Annotated in this window: 27 protein-coding genes and 1 tRNA gene; 22 read left to right on the top strand and 6 right to left on the bottom strand. The window is 65.8% G+C overall.

Annotation, left to right across the window (positions count from 1 at the left end; genetic code table 11):
- Positions 1 to 144: 144 nt before the first annotated feature.
- Both C6P61_RS18295 and hisC read right to left on the bottom strand, forming a co-directional pair.
- Positions 145 to 1,893: a methyl-accepting chemotaxis protein gene (locus C6P61_RS18295; RefSeq protein ID WP_105730893.1), complete on the bottom strand. Its 1,749-nt coding sequence runs from the start codon at positions 1,891 to 1,893 to the stop codon at positions 145 to 147.
- Positions 1,894 to 2,010: 117 nt separating this feature from the next.
- A complete protein-coding gene (gene hisC, locus C6P61_RS15855; RefSeq protein ID WP_105730892.1) occupies positions 2,011 to 3,093 on the bottom strand; it encodes a histidinol-phosphate transaminase in 1,083 nt (360 codons plus the stop codon).
- A gap of 157 nt (positions 3,094 to 3,250) precedes the next feature.
- Between hisC and hisB the strand changes: the two genes are divergently transcribed.
- The 12 genes from hisB (at position 3,251) to tatC (ending at position 10,265) form a co-directional block, all read left to right on the top strand.
- Positions 3,251 to 3,838, top strand: coding sequence for an imidazoleglycerol-phosphate dehydratase HisB (gene hisB, locus C6P61_RS15850; protein WP_105730891.1), 588 nt, complete (start codon positions 3,251 to 3,253; stop codon positions 3,836 to 3,838).
- A 31-nt stretch (positions 3,839 to 3,869) separates the two neighbouring features.
- Complete coding sequence (gene hisH, locus C6P61_RS15845; RefSeq protein ID WP_105730890.1) at positions 3,870 to 4,535, top strand: imidazole glycerol phosphate synthase subunit HisH; 666 nt, start codon at positions 3,870 to 3,872, stop codon at positions 4,533 to 4,535.
- Positions 4,536 to 4,566: 31 nt separating this feature from the next.
- A complete protein-coding gene (gene hisA / locus C6P61_RS15840; RefSeq protein ID WP_105730889.1) occupies positions 4,567 to 5,307 on the top strand; it encodes a 1-(5-phosphoribosyl)-5-[(5-phosphoribosylamino)methylideneamino]imidazole-4-carboxamide isomerase in 741 nt (246 codons plus the stop codon).
- 4 nt (positions 5,308 to 5,311) lie between these two features.
- Entirely contained in the window at positions 5,312 to 6,160 is an 849-nt protein-coding gene (locus tag C6P61_RS15835; RefSeq protein ID WP_105730888.1) for a D-hexose-6-phosphate mutarotase, read from the top strand.
- A 51-nt stretch (positions 6,161 to 6,211) separates the two neighbouring features.
- Positions 6,212 to 7,012 (top strand): imidazole glycerol phosphate synthase subunit HisF, encoded by an 801-nt coding sequence (hisF, locus tag C6P61_RS15830; RefSeq protein ID WP_105730896.1) that lies wholly within the window; start codon positions 6,212 to 6,214, stop codon positions 7,010 to 7,012.
- An 11-nt stretch (positions 7,013 to 7,023) separates the two neighbouring features.
- On the top strand, positions 7,024 to 7,437 hold the full coding sequence (gene hisI / locus C6P61_RS15825; RefSeq protein ID WP_105730887.1) for a phosphoribosyl-AMP cyclohydrolase: 414 nt from the start codon (positions 7,024 to 7,026) through the stop codon (positions 7,435 to 7,437).
- The gene (locus tag C6P61_RS15820; protein WP_105730886.1) at positions 7,434 to 7,805 is read left to right on the top strand and encodes a phosphoribosyl-ATP diphosphatase; all 372 of its coding nucleotides are present in this window, start codon (positions 7,434 to 7,436) and stop codon (positions 7,803 to 7,805) included. The genes hisI and C6P61_RS15820 overlap by 4 nt, the downstream gene beginning before the upstream one ends.
- 40 nt (positions 7,806 to 7,845) lie before the next feature.
- Positions 7,846 to 8,223, top strand: a complete 378-nt coding sequence (locus C6P61_RS15815; protein WP_105730885.1) for a DUF4870 family protein — start codon at positions 7,846 to 7,848, stop codon at positions 8,221 to 8,223.
- Complete coding sequence (locus C6P61_RS15810; RefSeq protein ID WP_105730884.1) at positions 8,220 to 8,579, top strand: histidine triad nucleotide-binding protein; 360 nt, start codon at positions 8,220 to 8,222, stop codon at positions 8,577 to 8,579. The genes C6P61_RS15815 and C6P61_RS15810 overlap by 4 nt, the downstream gene beginning before the upstream one ends.
- A gap of 123 nt (positions 8,580 to 8,702) precedes the next feature.
- Positions 8,703 to 8,963: a Sec-independent protein translocase subunit TatA gene (tatA, locus tag C6P61_RS15805; RefSeq protein ID WP_105730883.1), complete on the top strand. Its 261-nt coding sequence runs from the start codon at positions 8,703 to 8,705 to the stop codon at positions 8,961 to 8,963.
- Between the two features lie 19 nt (positions 8,964 to 8,982).
- Positions 8,983 to 9,459, top strand: coding sequence for a Sec-independent protein translocase protein TatB (tatB, locus tag C6P61_RS15800; RefSeq protein ID WP_105730882.1), 477 nt, complete (start codon positions 8,983 to 8,985; stop codon positions 9,457 to 9,459).
- An 11-nt stretch (positions 9,460 to 9,470) separates the two neighbouring features.
- Complete coding sequence (gene tatC / locus C6P61_RS15795) at positions 9,471 to 10,265, top strand: twin-arginine translocase subunit TatC (protein ID WP_105730881.1); 795 nt, start codon at positions 9,471 to 9,473, stop codon at positions 10,263 to 10,265.
- Between the two features lie 89 nt (positions 10,266 to 10,354).
- Here tatC and C6P61_RS15790 read toward each other — a convergent pair whose 3' ends face one another.
- On the bottom strand, positions 10,355 to 11,494 hold the full coding sequence (locus C6P61_RS15790) for a S1C family serine protease (RefSeq protein ID WP_105730880.1): 1,140 nt from the start codon (positions 11,492 to 11,494) through the stop codon (positions 10,355 to 10,357).
- A 92-nt stretch (positions 11,495 to 11,586) separates the two neighbouring features.
- On the opposite strand from C6P61_RS15790, the gene C6P61_RS15785 reads away from it, so the two are divergent.
- From C6P61_RS15785 to pdxA, 3 genes are all read left to right on the top strand, one after another.
- On the top strand, positions 11,587 to 11,757 hold the full coding sequence (locus C6P61_RS15785) for a DUF3149 domain-containing protein (protein WP_105730879.1): 171 nt from the start codon (positions 11,587 to 11,589) through the stop codon (positions 11,755 to 11,757).
- A 75-nt stretch (positions 11,758 to 11,832) separates the two neighbouring features.
- The gene (locus C6P61_RS15780) at positions 11,833 to 12,663 is read left to right on the top strand and encodes a Nif3-like dinuclear metal center hexameric protein (RefSeq protein ID WP_105730878.1); all 831 of its coding nucleotides are present in this window, start codon (positions 11,833 to 11,835) and stop codon (positions 12,661 to 12,663) included.
- Entirely contained in the window at positions 12,660 to 13,664 is a 1,005-nt protein-coding gene (gene pdxA, locus C6P61_RS15775; protein ID WP_105730877.1) for a 4-hydroxythreonine-4-phosphate dehydrogenase PdxA, read from the top strand. The genes C6P61_RS15780 and pdxA overlap by 4 nt, the downstream gene beginning before the upstream one ends.
- 62 nt (positions 13,665 to 13,726) lie before the next feature.
- Here pdxA and mscL read toward each other — a convergent pair whose 3' ends face one another.
- Entirely contained in the window at positions 13,727 to 14,164 is a 438-nt protein-coding gene (gene mscL, locus C6P61_RS15770; RefSeq protein ID WP_105730876.1) for a large conductance mechanosensitive channel protein MscL, read from the bottom strand.
- Between the two features lie 151 nt (positions 14,165 to 14,315).
- On the opposite strand from mscL, the gene petA reads away from it, so the two are divergent.
- The 6 genes from petA to C6P61_RS15740 all read left to right on the top strand — a co-directional run bounded on the left by petA (position 14,316) and on the right by C6P61_RS15740 (position 18,365).
- A complete protein-coding gene (petA, locus tag C6P61_RS15765) occupies positions 14,316 to 14,912 on the top strand; it encodes a ubiquinol-cytochrome c reductase iron-sulfur subunit (protein WP_105730875.1) in 597 nt (198 codons plus the stop codon).
- Positions 14,913 to 14,935: 23 nt separating this feature from the next.
- Positions 14,936 to 16,351 carry a cytochrome b gene (locus C6P61_RS15760; RefSeq protein WP_105730874.1) on the top strand — a complete coding sequence of 472 codons (1,416 nt, stop codon included), beginning with the start codon at positions 14,936 to 14,938 and terminating at the stop codon, positions 16,349 to 16,351.
- Positions 16,352 to 16,377: 26 nt separating this feature from the next.
- The gene (locus C6P61_RS15755; protein WP_105730873.1) at positions 16,378 to 17,127 is read left to right on the top strand and encodes a cytochrome c1; all 750 of its coding nucleotides are present in this window, start codon (positions 16,378 to 16,380) and stop codon (positions 17,125 to 17,127) included.
- Between the two features lie 97 nt (positions 17,128 to 17,224).
- Positions 17,225 to 17,836, top strand: a complete 612-nt coding sequence (locus tag C6P61_RS15750) for a glutathione S-transferase N-terminal domain-containing protein (RefSeq protein ID WP_105730872.1) — start codon at positions 17,225 to 17,227, stop codon at positions 17,834 to 17,836.
- Between the two features lie 18 nt (positions 17,837 to 17,854).
- A complete protein-coding gene (locus C6P61_RS15745) occupies positions 17,855 to 18,277 on the top strand; it encodes a ClpXP protease specificity-enhancing factor (protein WP_105730871.1) in 423 nt (140 codons plus the stop codon).
- A 12-nt stretch (positions 18,278 to 18,289) separates the two neighbouring features.
- Positions 18,290 to 18,365 (top strand) — tRNA-Thr (locus C6P61_RS15740).
- Positions 18,366 to 18,527: 162 nt separating this feature from the next.
- Here the strand turns inward: C6P61_RS15740 and C6P61_RS18015 are convergent.
- Complete coding sequence (locus C6P61_RS18015; RefSeq protein WP_161124740.1) at positions 18,528 to 18,698, bottom strand: hypothetical protein; 171 nt, start codon at positions 18,696 to 18,698, stop codon at positions 18,528 to 18,530.
- 136 nt (positions 18,699 to 18,834) lie between these two features.
- Between C6P61_RS18015 and C6P61_RS15735 the strand changes: the two genes are divergently transcribed.
- Entirely contained in the window at positions 18,835 to 19,431 is a 597-nt protein-coding gene (locus C6P61_RS15735; protein ID WP_105730870.1) for a hypothetical protein, read from the top strand.
- A 14-nt stretch (positions 19,432 to 19,445) separates the two neighbouring features.
- On the opposite strand, the gene C6P61_RS15730 is transcribed toward C6P61_RS15735, so the two are convergent.
- A complete protein-coding gene (locus C6P61_RS15730; RefSeq protein WP_105730869.1) occupies positions 19,446 to 19,748 on the bottom strand; it encodes a hypothetical protein in 303 nt (100 codons plus the stop codon).
- Positions 19,749 to 19,774 lie beyond the last annotated feature (26 nt).

Here is a 19,774-nt window from a genome sequence, read left to right as displayed (position 1 = left end):
GGGGGCGGCGGGGGGGGGGAGCCGCTCTCAGCGAACAGGCTGCAGCCACGCTGGCGCGCATCGAGACGCTCTGACCGCATTCAGCCATCGGCAGGCTCGGCAGGCCCGGCGGGTGCTGCGCCTGCGCCAGCGTGCTGCTCGCGTTCAGAAAGTCTCCCACTCATCCTCTTCATGGCGCGCGGCTTTCGGGGTCGGCTGCGCGGCCTGAGCCGGCTCGGCGCTCTGGGCTGGCTGCGCGGTTTTCGCGGGGGCGCTGCGGCGCTCGACCGGCAAGGTCTGCGCTGGCTTGCGCTCGCTTCTGACCTGCAGCGGGCTGCCGAGCTGGACCGGGTCGATGGCCCGGCCAGTCTCGCCCGGCCTGAGCTTGAACGCGGCGACCGCCTGCACCAGGCTTTGCGCTTGCTGATTCAGCCCCGAGGCCGCCGCCGCCATCTGCTCGACCATCGCGGCGTTTTGCTGCGTCGAATGGTCCATCTGCATCACGGCCTCGCCGACCTGGGTCACGCCCTGGCTCTGCTCGGCGCTGGCCGCGCTGATCTCGGTCATGATCGCGGTCACGCGCTCGATGCTCGAAACCACGCTGTCCATCGTCGCACCGGCCTGATCGACCAGGGCCGAGCCCTGATCGACTCGCTCGACGCTGTCGCTGATCAGCTGCTTGATTTCCTTGGCCGCCGTGGCGCTGCGCTGCGCCAGGCTGCGCACCTCGCTGGCCACGACGGCAAAGCCGCGACCCTGTTCGCCCGCTCGCGCGGCCTCGACCGCGGCGTTGAGCGCCAGGATGTTGGTCTGGAACGCAATGCCGTCGATCACGGTGATGATGTCGGCGATCTTCTTGCTCGATTCGCTGATGCCGCGCATGGTGTCGACCACCAGCGACACCACCTGACCGCCCTGCGCGGCGACACTCGAGGCATTCTGTGCCAGCTGATTCGCCTGGCGCGCGTTGTCGGCGTTCTGCTTCACCGTGCTGCCGAGTTGCTCCATCGAGGCCGAGGTTTCCTCCAGCGCGCTGGCTTCCTTCTCGGTGCGCGAACTCAGGTCGAGGTTGCCCTGGGCGATCTGCGCACTGGCCGTCGCCACCGCCTCGGAACCCGAGCGTACCTGGCTGACAACTCGCCCGAGACCCGCCTGCATCTCGCCGAGCGCCTGCAGCAGCTGCCCGGTCTCGCTGCGGTCGCCGGCCTCGATCGGGTGCGTGAGGTCGCCCGCCGAAACCGCGCGTGCGACGGCCACCGCCTGCCCGATCGGGCGCGTGATCGCGCGGATGATCCAGGTCGCGAGCAGCAGCGAGGCCAGCAGCGACAGGCCGCCGACGATCCAGGTACTGGCCTTGACCGCCAGCACGGCCTCCTCGGCCTGCTCGATCGATTGCGCCGTCATCTCGTCCTGAACCTTGGCTTCCTCCTGGATGGCGCTGAACAAGGCGGCTTGCACCGGCCTGAGCTGTCCGATCAGGAAGGCGATCGCCTCGTCGCGCCTGTCAGCGGCGACCAGGGCCAGGAAGGCATCGACCTCGGCGCGGTACTTGTCGCGGCGCACGAACATGTCGGCGAGCGCGGCCCGGCCTTTCTCGCTCGTGATCAGCCGGTCGAGCTGGGCGCTGATCTCGGTGATCTGCTGGCGCGAGACCAGGATGCGCTGCCCTTCGGCCTTGACCGTGTCGGCTTCCTGGAACAGCACCATGTTGCGCAGCGCGCGCGCCTGGATGTTGATTTCGTTGTTGAACTTGCCGAGCTCGGCCTGGGTGACCATGCGGCGTTCGGTCACTTCGTTGAGTGCCGCCTGCATCGCATGGGTCTTGTGCAGGTTGATCGCGCCCATGAGGACGGTCATCAGCAGCATCAACCCGAATGCCAGCTTCAGTCGCGTGGCGATCGTCATGTGGTTCATCATGGATTTTCTGGTGACTTTTTTCGAAAAGGCGAATTGTTGGCCGCTTCGACCCGGTCCGGCTGCCCAAGAGCCGGTACGGCCCGCCGCCGTACATGGGCGGCAGGCTGGCAGTTCTCAGTCGGCCAGGATCTCGCCCAGCGCCTGGACCAGCTGCGCGCATTGCGCGTCGGTGCCGATCGTGATGCGCAGGAACTGGTCGATCCGTGCCTGCTTGAAGTGGCGCACGATGATGGCGCGCGCGCGCAGCGCGGCCGCCAGCTCGGCGCCGTCGCGCGCCGGGTGGCGTGCAAAGACGAAGTTGGCGCCCGAAGGCAGCACCTCGAAGCCCAGCTGTTGCAGCTGGGCCACCAGGGTCTCGCGGGTCGCGATCACCTGCTGGCAGCTGTGCTGGAAGAATTCCTCGTCCTCGACCGATGCCAGGGCGCCCGCCAGCGCCAGCCGGTCCAGCGGGTAGGAGTTGAAGCTGTTCTTGACCCGCTCCAGGCCCTCGATCAGCGCCTTGTGACCGATCGCGTAGCCGACGCGCAGGCCGGCCAGCGAGCGGCTCTTGGAGAAGGTGTGCACCACCAGCAGGTTCGGGTACTGGTCGACCAGTTTGATGGCGCTCTCGCCGCCGAAGTCGACATAGGCCTCATCGACCAGCACCACCGCATCGGGGTTGGCCGCGACGATCTGCTCGACCGCGTCGAGCGCCAGCAGGCGGCCGGTCGGCGCGTTCGGGTTCGGGAAGATGATGGCGCCGGCCTTTTCGCCCGTTCCGTCACCCCGCGGCAGGTAGTCCTCGACCCGGATCGTGAAGTCGTCCGCCAGCGGAATCTGCCGCTGCGCCACGCCATACAGGCCGCAGTAGACCGGATAGAAGCTGTAGCTGATGTCGGGGAACCAGAGCTCGCGCTCGTGCTTGAGCAGCGCCTGGAAGGCATGGGCCAGCACCTCGTCCGAGCCGTTGCCGACAAAGACCTGGTCCGGCTGCACCCCAAAGCGCTGGGCCAGCGCGGTCTTCAGCGCGTCGGCATTCGGGTCCGGGTACAGGCGCAGGCTGTCGTCGGTCGCCGCGCGGATCGCCGCCAGCGCCTTCGGCGACGGGCCGTAGGGATGTTCGTTGGTGTTGAGCTTGACCAGGTTGTCGAGCTTGGGCTGCTCGCCCGGCACATAGGGGGTCAGGCCGTGTACGACGGCGCTCCAGTAGCGGCTCATGCGGTGATTCTGCGGTAGGGAATGGACCGGCCCGGACAGCCGCTTGCGCGGCCTTCCCGTCAGAGTGCGACAGGCCCGCGGGCAGCGGTCGATCGGGCTGACGATGGTATCATGAGGCCCATTTTTCTAGTCGGCGCTACCCGCGCCCAAGTGCGCCATGCGGCAAGCCGAAGTCACCCGCAATACCCTCGAAACCCAGATCACCGTTCGCATCAACCTGGACGGCAGCGGCCAGTCCAAGCTGCACACCGGTATCGGTTTCTTTGACCACATGCTGGACCAGATCGCGCGTCACGGCCTGATCGATCTCGACATCCATTGCCAGGGCGACCTGCACATCGACGGCCACCACACGGTCGAGGATGTCGGCATCGCGCTGGGCCAGGCCTTCGCCCAGGCGGTCGGTGACAAGAAGGGCATCCGGCGCTACGGCCATGCCTATGTCCCGCTCGACGAGGCGCTCAGCCGCGTGGTGATCGACTTCTCGGGTCGGCCTGGCCTGCACATGGACTGCAAGTTCACTGCCGGCTCGATCGGCCAGCTCGACACCCAGCTGGTGTTCGAGTTCTTTCAGGGCTTCGTCAACCATGCCCTGGTGTCGCTGCACATCGACAACCTCAAGGGCCACAACGCCCATCACCAGTGCGAGACCATCTTCAAGGCCTTCGGTCGCACCCTGCGGGCCGCGCTCGAACTCGACCCGCGCTCGGCCGGCGTGATCCCCTCGACCAAGGGTTCGCTCTGATTTCCTTCGCCCGCGTTCCGGAACCGACAAGATGAACCGACAGACAGTGGCCGTGGTCGACTACGGCATGGGCAACCTGCGCTCCGTCGCACAGGCCGTGATTCACGCCGCGACCGCGGTCGACCATGTGGACGTGGTCGTGACCTCCGACCCGCAGGTGGTGCGCAACGCGCATCGCGTCGTGCTGCCCGGCCAGGGTGCCATGCCTGATTGCATGATGGAGCTCGAGCGCTCCGGCCTGCGCGACGCCGTGCTCGAGGCCGCCGCCGCCAAGCCGCTGTTCGGCGTCTGCGTCGGCATGCAGATGCTGCTCGACCACAGCGAGGAAGGCCCGACCGACGGCCTGGGCCTGATTCCGGGTCGCGTGATCAAGTTCCAGCTCGACGGCCAGTACCAGCCCGATGGCAGCCGCTTCAAGGTGCCGCAGATGGGCTGGAACCGCGTCTTCCACCAGCTCGGACGCGGCGACTCGCATCCGGTCTGGGCCGGCATCCCCGACGGCGCCTACTTCTACTTCGTGCACAGCTTCCACGCCCACCCGCAGCAGCAAGCGCACAGCGTCGGCGAAACCGACTACGGCAGCCGCTTCAGCTCGGCCGTGGCGCGCGACAACCTCTTCGCGACCCAGTTCCATCCGGAGAAGAGTGCCGACCAGGGCCTTGCGCTCTATCGCAACTTCCTGCACTGGAATCCCTGATTTTTTCGTCCCTCCTGAACCCGATACCGCCATGCTCCTGATCCCTGCCATCGACCTGAAAGACGGCCAATGCGTGCGCCTCAAACAAGGCGACATGGACCAATCCACCGTGTTCGGCGAAGACCCCGCGGCCATGGCCCGCAACTGGGTCGCCAAGGGCGCGCGCCGCCTGCATCTGGTCGACCTCAACGGCGCCTTCGCCGGCCAGCCGCGCAACGGCCAGGCTATCAAGGCCATCCTGAAGGAAGTCGGCAACGAGATCGACGTCCAGCTCGGCGGCGGCATCCGTGACCTCGACACCATCGAGCGCTACCTCGATGCCGGCCTGCGCTACGTCATCATCGGCACCGCCGCGGTCAAGAACCCGGGCTTCCTGCAGGACGCCTGCACCGCCTTCCCGGGCCACATCATCGTCGGCCTCGATGCCAAGGACGGCAAGGTCGCGACCGACGGCTGGTCCAAGCTGACCGGCCACGAAGTCGCCGACCTCGGCAAGAAGTTCGAGGACTACGGCGTCGAATCGATCATCTACACCGACATCGGCCGCGACGGCATGCTGTCGGGCATCAACATCGAAGCCACCGTCAAGCTGGCGCAGGCGCTGACGATTCCCGTGATCGCCTCCGGCGGCCTGTCCAACCTCGACGACATCCGCAACCTGTGCGCGGTCGAGGACGAGGGCGTGCAGGGCGTGATCTGCGGCCGTTCGATCTACAGCGGCGACCTCGACTTCGAAGCCGGCCAGAAACTGGCCGACGAACTGCGCTGCTGATGCCATGAGCGCGCGCGCCACCCTGGTACCTGAAGCCTTCGCCGGCCTGAACTGCTGGCGACTGGCCTTGCCCGGTGGCGACCGCCTGCTGGTGTCCGAGCAGGGCGGCCATCTGCTGTCTTGGATCGCGGGCGGGCGCGAGCGCCTGTTCCTGAGCCCGCGCAGCGCGCTCGATGGCAGCGCGCCGATCCGCGGTGGCGTACCGGTCTGCTGGCCGCAGTTCAACCAGCGTGGCGATCTGCCCAAGCACGGCTTCGCGCGCCATCTGCCCTGGCTCACCACCGCCTATGACCTTGGCTCGGATGTGGCCAGCCTGGAGCTCACGCTGTGCAGCAGCGAGCGCACGCGCGCGCTCTGGCCGCACGAGTTCGAGCTTACGCTGACACTTCATCTCCAGCCTGGTCGCCTGCGCCTGACGCTGGGCGCGCGCAATACCGGTGCCCAGCCGCTGGCCTTCACCGGTGCGCTGCACAGCTATTTCGCCTGTGACGATGTCACCCAGGCCAAGTTGTCCGGCCTGCAGGGCCGCCCGGAATGGGATTCCCTGACCGATGGCCATGCCCAGGGCGCCGAACTGCTGCGCTTCGACGCAGAGTTCGATCGCGTCTACTCTGGCGCTGCCATTCCGATGCGGCTGCAGGACGGCGCGCATGGCTTGCACATCAGCCAGAGCTTGTCCTGGTCCGACACCGTGGTCTGGAACCCGCATGTCGCCAAATGCGCCGCGCTGGCCGACATGGAGCCCGATGGCTGGCGCCGCATGCTCTGCGTCGAAGCCGCTCAGGTGTTCGAAGCCGTGACATTGGCACCCGGCCAGACCTGGCAGGGCTGGCAGCAGCTCGAACTCGCCTGAACGCGTCGCCCCCAGCCGGCGATGGCCGCCCGGTGCTGCGACAATAGCGCCATGCTTGCGAAACGAATCATCCCCTGCCTCGACGTGACCGGCGGCCGCGTGGTCAAGGGCGTCAATTTCCTCGAACTGCGCGATGCCGGCGACCCGGTCGAGATCGCGGCCCGCTACAACGAGCAGGGCGCCGACGAACTGACCTTCCTCGACATCACCGCCACCAGCGACGGCCGCGACCTGATCCTGCACATCATCGAGGCCGTTGCCTCCCAGGTCTTCATCCCGCTGACCGTCGGCGGCGGCGTGCGCGTGGTCGAGGACGTGCGCCGGCTGCTCAATGCCGGCGCCGACAAGGTCAGCTTCAACTCGGCCGCGCTGGCCAATCCGCAGGTGATCCGCGACGCCTCGGCCAAGTACGGCTCGCAGTGCATCGTGGTCGCGATCGACGCCAAGCGTCGTCTGCCCGAGGACGAACTGCGCCTCGGTCTTGACGGTAAGCCGGTCGGCCCGGGCTGGGATGTCTACAGCCACGGCGGGCGCAAGAACGTCGGCCTCGATGCCGTCGCCTGGGCCACTCAGATGGCCGAGCATGGCGCCGGCGAGATCCTGCTGACCAGCATGGACCGCGACGGCACCAAGTCCGGCTTTGATCTGGCGCTCACGCGCGCGGTCAGCGACGCGATCCCGGTGCCGGTGATCGCCTCGGGTGGCGTCGGCAACCTCGACCACCTGGCCGACGGCGTGCAGCAGGGCGGTGCCGATGCGGTGCTGGCCGCCAGCATCTTCCACTACGGTGAATACACCATCGCCGAGGCCAAGCAGCGCATGGCCGCGCGCGGCATTCCCGTGCGCCTGTGAGGACGACAGAGATGAATTGGCTGGAACAGATCAAGTGGGACGACAAGGGCCTGGTGCCCGTGATCGCACAGGAAAACGCCAGCGGCGATGTGCTGATGTTCGCCTGGATGAACCGCGAGGCGCTGCAAAAGACCGCCGAGCTGGGCCGTGCGGTCTACTTCAGCCGCTCGCGCAACAAGCTCTGGTTCAAGGGCGAGGAATCCGGCCATGTGCAGACCGTGCACGACATCCGGCTCGACTGCGACAACGATGTGGTGCTGCTGAAAGTCACGCAGCAGGGCCATGAGCCCGGCATCGCCTGCCACACCGGCCGCCACAGCTGCTTCTACCAGAGCTACCAGCCCGGCCAGCCCGGCAGCGAAGGCCAAGGCGAATGGCAAAGCGTCGACCCGGTGCTCAAAGACCCCGAAACCATCTACAAATGACGAATTCCACCGACACCCTGGACCGCCTCGCGGCCGTGATCGAATCGCGCAAGCCCGCCAACGGCGGCGACCCCGAGAAAAGCTATGTCGCGCGCCTGCTGCACAAGGGCCCGGACGCCTTCCTCAAGAAGGTGGCCGAGGAAGCCGGCGAAACCGTCATGGCCGCCAAGGACCTGCAATATGGTGCCGGCGATGCCAAGGCCCTGGTCGGCGAAGTGGCCGACCTCTGGTTCCACAGCATGATCACGCTGGCGCATTTCGGCCTCAGCCCGGCCGACGTGGTGGCCGAACTGGCACGCCGCGAGGGCCTCAGTGGCCTGGAAGAAAAGGCGCTGCGCAAGGCCCAGGCACGCGAGCAGGGCGAGTAAGCCAGGCCCAAGCCAGACTGGACCAGACCGAGAACGACACATGACCGACGACGACCGCAACGAACGCCTGCGCAGCCTCAGCAACGTGGGGTTGATCAGCTATCTGTTGCACCTGATCGTCGCCGTCGGCGCGCTGATTCCGGGCGGCCAGTGGGGACCGACGCTGCTGATCGTGGCGCTGGTGCTCGACTTCGTCAAACGTGACGATGCACGCGGCAGCTGGCACGAAAGCCATTTCCGCTGGCGCATCCACACCGTGCTCTGGGCCCTGCTGGCCTACCTGCTGACGCTGCCGCTCTGGCTGCTCATCCTGCCCGGCTGGCTGGCCTGGACCGTCATCTCGGCCTGGTTCGTCTACCGCATTGTCAAAGGCATGTTCCGCATGAACGCGGGCCAGCCCATGGAGTTTCCTCAATGAACGCATCCCCTGACTGCATCTTCTGCAAAATCGTCGCCGGCCAGATCCCGAGCCGCAAGGTCTACGAGGACGACGAGCTCTACGCCTTCCATGACATCAAGCCCTGGGCGCCGGTGCATTTCCTTGTGATCCCCAAGCTGCATATCCCGTCGATGGCCCAGCTCGAAGCCGGTCACGCGGCGCTGCTGGGCAAGATGATGGTGCTGGCGCCCCAGCTCGCGCTCGAGCAGGGCTGCAACCCCTATCCGGCCGGCGGCTTCCGCGTCATCGCCAACACCGGCGACGAGGGCGGCCAGGAAGTGCATCACCTGCACCTGCATGTGATCGGTGGCCCGCGGCCCTGGGCGCGCGGCTGACTTGATTTCAAGAAACCGTCACCCCATATGGGGATAATGAAGGATTGCCGTGCGTGAACCAATCGCGTGCGGTGGAATCCAAACCGATTGATGGGGCGCAGTCCCCGCTCTGGAGTTCACAAAATGGGTAGTTTTTCCATCTGGCACTGGCTGATCGTCCTGCTGATCGTCGTCATGGTCTTCGGCACCAAGAAGCTCAAGAACCTCGGCTCCGACCTCGGAGGCGCGGTCAAGGGCTTCAAGGACGGCATGAAGGACGGCGGCAACCAGGCGGCTGACGACAATGCCGCCGCCCAGCCTGCTTCCCAGGCCGCCCCCCAAGTCACGCAGCATGCGGCTGCCGACAAGTCCGCCATCGACGTCGAAGCCAAGACCAAGGGCTGAGGCCCGCTACTGAACCCGAATGATCGATCTCGGTATATCCAAGCTCGCGCTGATCGGTGCGGTGGCGCTCGTCGTCATCGGCCCCGAGAAGCTGCCGCGCGTCGCGCGCATGGTCGGCACCCTGCTTGGCAAGGCGCAGCGCTATGTCGCCGACGTCAAGGCCGAGGTCAACCGCTCGATGGAGCTCGACGAGCTCAAGAAGATGAAGGACAGCGTGACCAGCGCCGCGCAGGATGTCCAGTCCTCGATGCGCGAGGTCGGCAGCGAGTTCGAGCGCAATGTGTCCGGCGGCAGCGACCCGGCCCAGTCCCATGACTCGGCCTATGACCAGGCCTACCAGCCCGCGCCCCCGGTCTATCGCCATCCGAAGAAGAACTTCCGGCTCAAGCAGAAGGCCGTGCCCCAGTGGTACAAGGCCCGTCAGGGCCTGCGCAGCAAGGCCCAGTCTGGCGCGGCGCGGGTAGCGCGCTTTCGTCCCAAGTCCCGCTTCCAGTGACCCCCTGATCCATGTCAGACAAGCAAGAACCGGCTGACGAGCTCGCCGGCAGCGAACAGCCCTTCGTCCAGCACCTGATGGAGCTGCGCGACCGCCTGCTCTACTGTCTCTACGGTGTCGCCATCGCCATGGCGCTGCTGGCGGTCTGGCCCGGTCCCTCGGGCCTGATCGACCTGATCGCGGTGCCGATCCGGGCCCACATGCCGCCCGATGTCAAATTGATCGCGGTCGGCGTCTTCACGCCCTTCTTCATCCCGCTCAAGGTGTTGATGATGAGCGGCCTGCTGCTGGCGCTGCCCTGGGTGCTGTACCAGATCTGGGCCTTCGTCGCCCCCGGTCTCTACAGCCACGAGAAGCACTTTGCGCTGCCGCTGATCATCTTCGGCAGCCTGCTGGCCTATGTCGGCATCGCCTTCGTGCAGTTCTTCGTGCTCGACAAGATGTTCGGCTTCATCCAGGGCTTCACGCCCGACAGCGTCAACGCGACGCCCGACATCGCCTCCTACGTCGAAGCTATCCTGTCGCTCTATCTGGCGTTCGGCCTGGCGTTCCAGGTGCCGATCGTCGTGATGCTGCTGGTGCGCTTCGAGCTGGTCACGGTCGAGAAGCTCAAGGCCTTTCGCGGCTATTTCATCGTGGTCGCCTTTGTCATCGCGGCGGTCGTGACGCCGCCCGACGTGATCTCGCAGCTGGCGCTGGCGGTGCCGATGTGTCTGCTGTACGAGATCGGCATCCTGGGCTCGCGCTGGTTCTCGCGCGTCAGCCGCAACCCCGAAGCCGACGCCGAGCAGACCAAGTCCGACTGAGCCTGAGCCACAGTCTGCGGCCCGGCCCGGCCCAGCACCGCACCGCACCGCACCGCACCGCCCGGGTCTTGCCGGCTTCCGGTTGCTGGTTATTGCTCGCGCGGCACGGCTGCCTTGCGTTGCGCCGGCACCACCTGCAGCAGCTGGTGCGCATTGCGGCGCACGACCTCTAGCCTGGCTGGCTGGCCTGGCGTCAGCGCCGCCACCGCCGCCAGCAGCCCGGCCACATTGCGCACCGGTTGTTCGGCCACGCTGACGATCACGTCGCCCGGGCGCAGCCCGGCCTGCGCCGCCGGACCGTTCTGCAGCACGCCGGTGATCATCACGCCTTCGCGCAGTTCGGTGTCGAAATAGGCTGCCAGCTCGGGCGTGAGCGCCTGCGGCTCGACGCCGATCCAGCCGCGCGTGACCTTGCCGTCGCGCAGGATCGCCTCCATGACCTGGCGCGCGATCGAGGTCGGGATCGCGAAGCCGATGCCCATCGAGCCGCCCGAGCGCGAATAGATCGCGGTATTGATGCCCATCAGCCGGCCCTGCGCATCGACCAGCGCGCCGCCCGAGTTGCCCGGGTTGATCGCCGCATCGGTCTGGATGAAGTTCTCGAAGGTGTTGATGCCGAGCTGGTTGCGTCCCAGCGCGCTGACGATGCCGCTGGTCACGGTCTGGCCGACGCCGAACGGGTTGCCGATCGCCAGCACCACGTCGCCGACCGCGAGCTGCTCCGAGTCGCCGAGCGTGATCACGGGCAGCCGTTCGAGGTCGATCTTGAGCACCGCCAGGTCGGTCTCGGGGTCGGTGCCGATGATTCGTCCCGGCGCCTTGCGGCCGTCGCTGAGCTGGACCTCGATCTCGTCGGCGTCAGCGATCACATGGTGGTTGGTCAGCAGATAGCCGGCCGGGCTCACGATCACGCCCGAGCCCAGGCCGGTCTGCGGTTGCGACTCGGCCTGCTCGCCGTAGAAGAAGCGGAACCAGGGGTCGTTGGCATAGGGGTTGCGCGCCGGTGCCTTGCTGGTGCTGATGCTGACCACGGCTGGCGCGGCCGCCCGTGCCGCGTGGCGGTAGCTGCTGCCGGCCGCTGCCGCAGCGGGCGAGGTGGATTCGAGCACCGGTACCACGGCCGGGCGCTGCCCCGTTTCCAGCCATTGCGGCTTGAGCGTGGCGACCACGAACCAGAGGGCAAGCAGCAGCGTGACCGATTGCGAGAAGAGCAGCCAGTAGCGTTTCATGTGCAGACAGGATTGTTGATATGGATCAAGCAAGGAAGAGCCGGATTGGGCTGAAATGACCTGGTAAATCCAAGGTTATTGACGGAGCCAGCATGAAAGCAATTGTGGACCTTTTTTCGACCGACTATGGTCTGATGAGCATCGCGGTGATCCTGTTCGTGATCTTCATGTCGATCTGGTTTTCGCGCTTCTTCAAGCGCAAGATGGACGAGTCGGTGCAGGAGCAGCAGCGGCTGCAAGCCAAGCAGCGCGTCCCACGCTGAACCGTGGCGCCCCCTCGGGGGCGCTTGGTCAGTGGGACTGTCACAATGCGGTTTGAGTCCAGCCCAAGCCCGAAAATGACCGCATCGTCCGCGCCCGCCGTTCCTCCACTTACTGAGCCAGCCGTCCCGGCTGCCTCTGCTGCCGGTTGCAGCCTGACCGATCTGGTCGCGGCCTGCGACGGCCTGCTGCAGCCGGCCCTGTTCAAGGACTACGGGCCCAACGGCCTGCAGGTCGAGGGCCGCGCCGATCTGCGCAAGATCGTCAGCGGCGTGACCGCCAGCCGGGCCCTGATCGAGGCCGCAATCGCTGCCGAAGCCGACGCGATCCTGGTCCACCATGGCCTGTTCTGGTGCGGTCAGGACGGCCGCGTGACCGGCTGGATGAAGCAGCGCCTGGCGCTGCTGCTGCGCCACGACATCAGCCTGCTGGCCTACCATCTGCCGCTCGACGCCCATGCCGAGCTGGGCAACAACGCCCAGCTCGGGCGCCAGCTTGGCTTTGCACCGCCCGATGGCGCGGCCTGGGGGCGTTTTGGCGAACAGCAGCTCGGTTTCCTGGGCCAGGTCGAGCCCTGCAGCGGCCCTGAGCTGGCCCATCAGGTCGAGCGCGCGCTCGGTCGAGCGCCGCTGCTGATCGACGCCTGCCCGCGGCCGATCCGGCGCGTGGCCTGGTGCAGCGGCGGCGCCCAGGGCTATTTCGAGGCCGCGATCGCGGCCGGCGCCGACGCCTTCCTGACCGGCGAGATCTCCGAGCCGCAGGCCCATCTCGCGCGCGAGTGCGGGGTCGCCTTCCTGGCCTGCGGCCACCATGCGACCGAGCGCTACGGCGCGCCCGCGCTGGCGGCTCAGGTCGCCGCGCAGCTTGGCCTGCAGCACCAGTTCATCGAAATCGACAACCCCGCATGACAGCAACACTCCCGATCGCCATCACCATGGGCGACCCGGCCGGCATCGGCCCGGAAATCATCGCCCAGCTGTTCCGCCAGCAGCCCGAATGGTCGCAGCGCTGTTTCGCGGTCGGTGACCTTGCAACGCTGCGCCAGGCCGCGGCCGTCACCGGCGGCCTGCTGCCGGTCGCGGTGATCGAGCAGCCGGCCGATGTGCTCGGGCTGCCGCCGCGCTGCCTGCCGGTGCTGCCGGCGGTCTGCATGGCCGAGCTGGTGCAATGGGGCCGGATCGACGCGCGCGCCGGTCGTGCCGCCGCCGACAGCATCGCCTGGGCTGCGCAAGCCGCGCTGCGCGGCGAGGTCGGCGCCGTTGTCACCGCGCCGATCCACAAGGAGGCGCTGGCCGCGGCCGGCATCCAACATCCCGGCCACACCGAATTCCTGCAGGCGCTGGCGGCCGCGCATCTGGGCTGCCCGATCGCTGAGCTGCCGGTGCGCATGATGCTGTCGAACGACGAGCTGCGCACCGTGCTGGTCAGCATCCATGTCTCGCTGCGCGACGCGCTCGAAGCGGTGACGACGGCCAATGTGCTGCAGACCCTGCGCATCACGGCCACGCATCTGGCGCGCCAGCTCGGACGCGCGCCGCGCATCGCGGTCGCCGGCGTCAATCCGCATGCAGGCGAGGGCGGCTTGTTCGGCCGCGAGGAAATCGAGCAGATCGCACCCGCGGTGCAGCAGGCGCGGGCCGAAGGGCTCGATGTCAGCGGACCGCATGCGCCCGACACCGTCTTCATGCGCGCCCGCACGGGCGAGTTCGATGTCGTGATCGCGATGTACCACGACCAGGGCCTGATTCCGGTCAAGTACCTGGGGCTCGAGCATGGCGTCAACAGCACGCTCGGCTTGCCCTTCGTGCGGACCAGTCCCGACCATGGCACGGCTTTCGACCTGGCCGGCTCGGGCCGGGCCGACCCGTCCAGCCTGATGGCGGCGGTGCGGGCCGCCATGGGGGTCTGAAGCCACTGCTGCCGCTGGTCGTGCCCGGCTCCCGCCTCGCCCAAGCGGATGGCGGCAGCGACTCAGCCCTTTTGCTTGAGGCTGTCGCGGATCTCGCGCAGCAGCAGCACGTCCTCGGGCGTGGGCGGCGCGGCGGCGGGCGCCGGTGCCGGCGCGTTGCGCTTGAGGCGGTTGATCTGCTTGACCATCAGGAAGATCGCCAGCGCCAGGATCAGGAAGTTCAGCGCCACGGTCAGGAAGTTGCCGTAGGCGAACACTGGCACGCCAGCCTTCTTGAGCTCGGCCAGGGTCAGTGCCACTCCGGGTGGCGGGTCGCCGAGCAGGATGAACAGGTTGGAGAAGTCCAGGTTGCCGACCAGCATGCCGACCAGCGGCATGATCAGGTCATCGACCACCGAACCGACGATCTTGCCGAAGGCACCACCGATGATCACGCCGACCGCCAGATCGATCACATTGCCCTTGACTGCGAAATCGCGAAACTCCCGCATCATGCCCATGGTCGTGCTCCTGTTGCGCAAACTGTCTATTGCACAGTCATGGTAACGGGTTTTCCGTTTTCCCTACAGTGCGCTCCGGTACAATGCCATGTTGACCAGAGCTGGCTTGCCGGTCGGCTCCCTTGTCCTTCCCAGTCATTGAAAGATCCCCATGAGCGAAGCATCCGTCGACAACGGCCGCCGCACCTGGCTCATCACCTCGGGCGCCGTGGGCGCAGTGGGAGCCGCAGCCGTCGCCGTCCCCTTTGTGAGCAGTTTTCAGCCCTCCGAGCGCGCCAAGGCCGCCGGCGCTGCCGTCCAGGTCGACATCTCGGCGATCCCGCCGGGGCAGAAACTCATGGTCGAATGGCGCGGCAAGCCCGTCTGGATCATGAAGCGAACCGCCGACCAACTCGCAGCGCTCGAAAAGCTCGACCCCGAGCTGGCCGATCCCGAGTCCAAGCGCAACGCCTATCCGACACCCGAATACGCGAAGAATCGCCACCGCTCGATCAAACCCGAGGTCTTCGTCGGCATTGGCATCTGCACCCACCTGGGTTGCTCGCCTTCGGACAAGTTCCAGACCGGTGCCCAGACCTCGCTGCCCGACAACTGGCAGGGCGGCTATCTCTGCCCCTGCCATGGTTCGACCTTCGACCTGGCCGGCCGCGTCTTCAAGAACAAGCCCGCGCCCGACAACCTCGAAGTGCCGCCGCATATGTATCTGTCCGACACCGTTCTGCTGATCGGTGAGGACAAGAAGGCCTGATTAGAACCAATCTGAGGAACATCATGGCAGCTGAATTCAAGGAACTTCCGGCCAACGCCCCCACGGGCGAGAAGGTCGTCAACTGGTTCGAGAACCGCTTTCCCTCGGCATTTGCTGGCTACAAGCAGCATTTGTCCGAGTACTACGCGCCCAAGAACTTCAATTTCTGGTATTTCTTCGGCTCGCTGGCATTGCTGGTGCTGGTGATCCAGATCGTGACCGGCATCTTCCTGGTCATGAACTACAAGCCGGACGCCAACCTGGCCTTCGCCTCGGTCGAGTACATCATGCGCGATGTGCCCTGGGGCTGGCTGATCCGCTACATGCACTCGACCGGCGCCTCCGCCTTCTTCGTCGTGGTGTACCTGCACATGTACCGTGGCCTGATCTACGGTTCCTATCGCAAGCCGCGCGAGCTGGTCTGGGTGTTCGGCTGCGCCATCTTCCTGGCGCTGATGGCCGAAGCCTTCATGGGCTACCTGCTGCCCTGGGGCCAGATGTCGTTCTGGGGCGCCCAGGTGATCGTCAACCTGTTCGCTGCCGTGCCCTTCATCGGTCCGGATCTGGCGCTGCTGATCCGCGGCGACTTCGTCGTCGGTGACGCCACGCTGAACCGCTTCTTCAGCTTCCACGTGATTGCCGTGCCGCTGATCCTGCTGGGTCTGGTGGTCGCGCATATCCTGGCGCTGCATGACGTCGGCTCGAACAACCCCGACGGCATCGAGATCAAGGCTCCGAGCGCTCCGAAGGACGCCCAGGGTCACCCGCTCGACGGCATTCCGTTCCACCCCTACTACTCGGTCCATGACCTGCTGGGCGTTGGCGTGTTCCTGATGGCCTTCTCGGCGATCATCTTCTTCGCGCCCGAGTTCGGTGGTTACTTCCTCGAGTACAACAACTTCATCCCGGCCGACCCGTTCACGACCCCGCTGCACATCGCGCCGGTCTGGTACTTCACGCCGTTCTACTCGATGCTGCGTGCCATCACCAGCCAGATGATCTACGTGCTGATCGCCGTCGCCATCATCGGTGCACTGCTGGGCGTGGCCAAGGCCAAGCTCGGCGCAGTCGGCAAGGTCGCCATCCTCGGCGCCACTGCCGTCGTGATCGCCCTGCTGCTGTCGATCGACGCCAAGTTCTGGGGCGTCGTCGCCATGGGCGGTGCGGTCGTGATCCTGTTCTTCCTGCCTTGGCTGGACTACAGCCCGGTCAAGTCGATCCGCTATCGTCCGAGCTGGCACAAGCTGGTCTACGCCGTGTTCGTGATCAACTTCCTGATCCTGGGCTATCTGGGCGTGCAGCCGCCGTCCCCGGTCGGCGAGCGCGTCTCGCAGGTCGGCACCCTGCTGTACTTCGGCTTCTTCCTGCTGATGCCTTGGTGGAGCCGTCTGGGTACGCCCAAGCCGGTCCCGAGCCGCGTGACCTTCAAGCCGCACTGAGCCCAACCGTCTACAGGAGTTACAAGATGAAAAAGTGGATTGTGGGCTGCGTGATGGCCCTGGGTCTGGCCGGTGGCGCGCTGGCCGCTGGTGCCGGTTTCTCGCTGGACAAGGCCCCCGAGCTGAGCAAGAAGAGCGAAAAGGAATACCAGGCTGCGCTGCAGAATGGAGCCAAGCTCTTCGTCAACTACTGCCTGAACTGCCACTCGGCAGCCTTCATGCGCTTCAACCGCCTCAAGGACATCGGTCTGAGCGAGCAGCAGATCAAGGACAACCTGCTGTTCACGACCGACAAGGTCGGCGAGGTCATGAAGTCGGCGATCAACCCGCGCCAGGCCAAGGAATGGTTCGGTGCCAACCCGCCTGACCTGACCGTGATCTCGCGCTCGCGTGCCAGTGCTGCCGGCAGCGGTCCCGACTACCTCTACACCTACATGCGTACCTTCTACCGCGACGACAACCGTCCGACCGGCTGGAACAACCTGGTGTTCCCGAACGTGGGCATGCCGCATGCGCTGTACGAGTTGCAGGGCGAGCGCAAGCCGATCTTCGACGAGCACCACAAGGTCACTGGCTGGGAGCAGGTCAAGCCCGGCCAGTTGAGCCCCGAGGCTTATGACGCCGCGATCGGCGATCTGGTGGCCTACATGCAGTGGATGGCTGAGCCGGCACAGCACCAGCGCACCCGACTCGGCGTCTGGGTCCTGCTGTTCCTGGGCCTGTTCACCTTCGCGGCCTGGCGCCTGAACAAGGCGTTCTGGAAAGACGTCAAGTAACGACCCTCTGGCCCATGACTTGGGCCGGATAGACCGCAGTGGCTGGCCGCTTCAGGCCCGCCACTGTTTTTTGCTTTCTGATTGAGGAGTTTTCGCCATGATGGTTTTGTACTCGGGCACCACCTGCCCTTACTCGCATCGCTGCCGTTTCGTGCTGTTCGAGAAGGGCATGGACTTCGAGATCCGCGACGTCGACCTCTACAACAAGCCGGAAGACATCGCGGTCATGAACCCCTATGGCCAGGTGCCGATCCTGGTCGAGCGCGACCTGATCCTGTACGAGTCGAACATCATCAACGAGTACATCGACGAGCGCTTCCCGCACCCGCAGCTGATGCCCGGCGACCCGGTCGACCGCGCCCGCGTGCGCCTGTTCCTGCTCAACTTCGAGAAGGAACTGTTCGCCCATGTGTCGGTGCTCGAGCAGCGCGGCATCAAGGCCAATGACAAGTCGGTCGAGAAGGCCAAGGCCCATATCCGCGACCGCCTGACCCAGCTCGCGCCGGTGTTCCTGAAGAACAAGTACATGCTGGGCGACAACTTCTCGATGCTCGACGTCGCGATCGCTCCGCTGCTGTGGCGCCTGGACCATTACGGCATCGAGCTCAGCAAGAACGCCGCGCCGCTGCTCAAGTACGCCGAGCGCATCTTCTCGCGTCCGGCCTACATCGAGGCGCTGACCCCGTCTGAAAAGGTCATGCGCAAGTAAGCGCTGCCAGCTTTGGAAATGTCAGCCATGAGCCAGGATGATCTGCCTTCCACCCGTCCCTACCTGATCCGCGCCATTCACGAATGGTGCTGTGACAACGGGTTCACGCCCTATATCGCGGTGGCGGTCGATGAGTGGGTCCAGGTGCCGCGCGAGTTCGTCAAGGATGGCGAGATCGTGCTCAACACCAGCTATGACGCGACCGGCAACCTGCGGCTCGGCAACGACTTGATCGAGTTCAAGGCCCGCTTCGGTGGCGTCGCGCGCGAGATCCGGGTGCCGATCGACCATGTGCTGGCGATCTACGCGCGCGAGAACGGCCAGGGCATGGCCTTCCCGCCGCCCGAACGCGAGTCGGCACAGGCACAGTCCGAGCAGCCACCCCAGGATGAGCCGCCACCAGCTGGCAGCGGCCGTCCGGCACTCAAGCGGGTGAAGTAGAATATCGCTGTTGCCGCCTTAGCTCAGCTGGTAGAGCACCCGCCTTGTAAGCGGTAGGTCGTCAGTTCGATTCCGACAGGCGGCACCAAGCCATAAGAAAAGCCCTCCAAGGTCATGTACCTGGAGGGCTTTTTCACGGCTGAACCTCAGACAGCTTGAGCCGTGAATCGAACCAGCAGCAAGGCAATTGCAACTGGACGATGGGGTTGAGCGACAGCCGTCTGGCAGCCGGCTCAAGGGCCTGTTGGCATCAGCAGCGTTGCATCAGGCCAAGACAGCGGAAGAAATGTGTTTCGCAGGCCGGGCAGCGGTAATGTTTGGAAGCTGGGATCAGCTTCATCAGCGGTGCACGCTGGATTCGCTCAAGCGGCGACTGGCACATCTTGCATTTAGGGGTATTTAATGGGGATTTGTTGTGCATTTTTACACTCCTTGAGCATTGACTTTATTAGTCTTTGTCTAGGAGAGTTTTGGCGGACCCCTTCGCAATTTTGAATTGCTGAACAAAATTCAGCCTGTCTTCAGCTTGGCATGCTTCGCTGTTTTATGCTCTTGCCATGGCCCAGCATCGAGTCCACCCTGTCGTGCATCCGGCCCTGATCGAGGTCCATGTGGAGCAGATCGAGCAGCTGTTCTACTCGATCGATCCCTCGCCCTTCCACACCCGCGACCTCGATCCGCAAGCGCATGACTACATCGTCGCCTGCGCCCGCGAATTGCCGCGCGAGCTGCCGCTGGCACTGGTGATCCACCTCGACCGTCCGCTGACGCAGGAGCAGGACCTCGCGCAGCTCGAAGGCGCGATCCGCAGTCATTTCGCGGCCAGTGCCAGCGCGAACCGGGCCCGGCTGCGCGAGCTGTTCCGGCGTGGGCGCATCAGCCTGCTGATCGGGGTCAGCTTCCTGTCGCTCTCGATCGCGCTGGGCGAGTTCAGCCAGGACTGGTTGCCCAAGGGCAGCCCGGGCGAAATCGTGCGCGAGAGCCTGCTGATCGGTGGCTGGGTCGCGATGTGGCGGCCGATGGAGATCTTTCTCTACGACTGGTGGCCGCTGGCGGCCCGGATTCGCCTGCTGGACCGGCTGGCGCGGATGTCGACCCGCCTTGTCCAGCGCCGCCGCCGGTCAGCAACGGCCGCCACCGAGCAGGCGGACTGAAGCGCGCCAGCCTTTCAGCGCACCCTGACCTTGAAGCGCAGTCGCTGCACGTCAAAGCCGCCGCTGCGCAAGGCTGCCAGCAGCGCGGGTGCCAGCTGCCTGAGCTTGCTGCCGACGGCCGGGTTGCTGACCAGCAGGCACCAGGAATCCTCGTCGACCGGTCCGGCCTGGACCTGGGCCCGCAGCCCGGGTTGCATCAGGGGCCGGATCAAGGTCAGCATCTGCTGCGACTGGCGGATGCGTGCGGCCACCTTGGCCAGTTCGGGGTTGGCCTGGAAGGCCTGTTGCAGGCTGAAGAGACGCGATGAGGTGGCCATGTGCCGTCATTATCCGGCAGCGACCG

The organism is Malikia spinosa, assembly GCF_002980625.1.
Classification (GTDB): Bacteria; Pseudomonadota; Gammaproteobacteria; order Burkholderiales; family Burkholderiaceae_C; genus Malikia; species Malikia spinosa.
This window is presented reverse-complemented; position numbering and strand designations above follow the sequence as displayed.